The 1,740-nt window shown below is 29.4% G+C and carries 2 protein-coding genes; one reads left to right on the top strand and one right to left on the bottom strand.

Annotation, left to right across the window (positions count from 1 at the left end; translation table 11 throughout):
• Positions 1 to 131: 131 nt before the first annotated feature.
• Complete coding sequence (locus ACEXNK_RS16985; protein WP_373600730.1) at positions 132 to 1,235, bottom strand: DEAD/DEAH box helicase; 1,104 nt, start codon at positions 1,233 to 1,235, stop codon at positions 132 to 134.
• Between the two features lie 211 nt (positions 1,236 to 1,446).
• Here ACEXNK_RS16985 and ACEXNK_RS16980 point away from each other — a divergent pair.
• The coding region (locus ACEXNK_RS16980; RefSeq protein ID WP_373600731.1) for an SH3 domain-containing protein at positions 1,447 to 1,740 on the top strand (294 nt) is incomplete at its 3' end.

Here is a 1,740-nt window from a genome sequence, read left to right as displayed (position 1 = left end):
AAGTTAAGCTCTTTAGCGCCGATGGTACTTGGTGGGAAGCTGCCTGGGAGAGTAGGACGTAGCCGCGTAATCTTTTTATTTTGCTTAATGAGATTAAAAATAAAAAAAGAAGTGCTTTCGCACTTCTTTTTTTATACTTCTCTTCTTGGTATTTCCATTTCTATAGCATCTTCTATTTCTTTTAAAGTGTTAAAATCTTTTGGGTCTACAAACATACATGTATAACCTTCTTCTCCAGCTCTTCCGGTTCTTCCTATTCGGTGTATATAAGTTTCTGCATTTTCAGGGATATCATAGTTGTAAACATGAGTTACTCCACTTATATCTAAACCTCTTGAAGCTACATCTGTAGCTATTAGATATTGTATATCTGCATTTCTAAATGACTTCATTATTCTTTCTCTATGAGATTGCTTTATATCACTATGCAATTTAGCACAGTTATACTTTCTTCTATGAAGAACTTCTTCAAGTTTATCAACTCTCGCTTTAGTTCTACAGAAGATTATACCCATAAATGGATTATCAGCATCTAATACAGAACATAATGCATCCTGTTTTTTTCTATCTGTAGTTTCAACTACATTTTGTTTAATGTTAGTTAAAGTTATTTCTTCTTTTTCTATACTAACAACAGCTGGATTATCCATGTATTTATAAGCTAGTTTCTTAACTGCTGAATCCATTGTAGCTGAAAAACATAAAGTTTGACGGTTTTTAGGAGTTTGTCTAAGAATAGTTTCAACTTCATTTCTAAATCCCATAAAAAGCATTTGATCAGCTTCATCCAAAACTATTACTTTTAATTTACTAAGGTCGATAGTTTCTCTATCGATATGATCTAATAATCTACCAGGAGTAGCTATTACTAGATGAATATTTCTTTTTAATTTTTTTAACTGAGCACCTATATCTTTTCCACCATACATAGATAATAAATTTATATCTGTGTTTTCACTAAGTTTTTCTGCTTCTTTAGTTATTTGAATTGCAAGCTCTCTTGTAGGAGATACAATTAAAGCTTGTACATGATTAAGCTCTGGAGAAATATTTTCAAATATTGGAAGAAGAAAAGCTAATGTTTTTCCTGTACCAGTTTGAGCTTCTGCTATTACATCTTTACCTGATTTTATTATACCTATACTTTCTTCTTGTATAGGTGTAGGACTTGTTATTCCCATTTTTTGTAATGTTTCTATTGTATGATTATTAATTCCTAATTCTTTAAAATTCATATTATCTACCTCTCAAAATATTGCTAATCTAATTTAAGACAACTTAATTAATAATATCATAATAAATATATAAATACTAATTATATTATAAATTATTGACATGAATTTATGAATATATATGTAAAACTTTAGAAAATAAAAGGTATTAGTGTAACCACAAGCAAAAAGAATTCATAAATTATAATGATACTACTAAAAAGAGGTGTATATTATGATAAAGATTGTAAATGTGGGAGGATTAAACTTTAGAAAAGGGCCAGGAACAAGTTATAGTGTAATAAGAGTGTTAACAAAAGGAGAAGAAGTGGAAGTAATAAGTGAAAGTAATGGATGGTCTAAAATAAGAAACAAAGGTAGTGAAGGATATGTTGCAAGTAGGTATTTAAGTAATAAAGAGGAAAAAGAAGAGGTAATAGAGATAAAAGAGGTAAATGTGGGAGGATTAAACTTTAGAAAAGGGCCAGGAACAAGTTATAGTGTAATAAGAGTGTTAACAAAAGGAGAA

The organism is Paraclostridium bifermentans (genome assembly GCF_964259345.1).
Classification (GTDB): Bacteria; Bacillota; Clostridia; order Peptostreptococcales; family Peptostreptococcaceae; genus Paraclostridium; species Paraclostridium bifermentans_B.
Note: the sequence above shows the minus strand (reverse complement) of the source record. Positions and strands in the feature narration are given on the sequence as shown.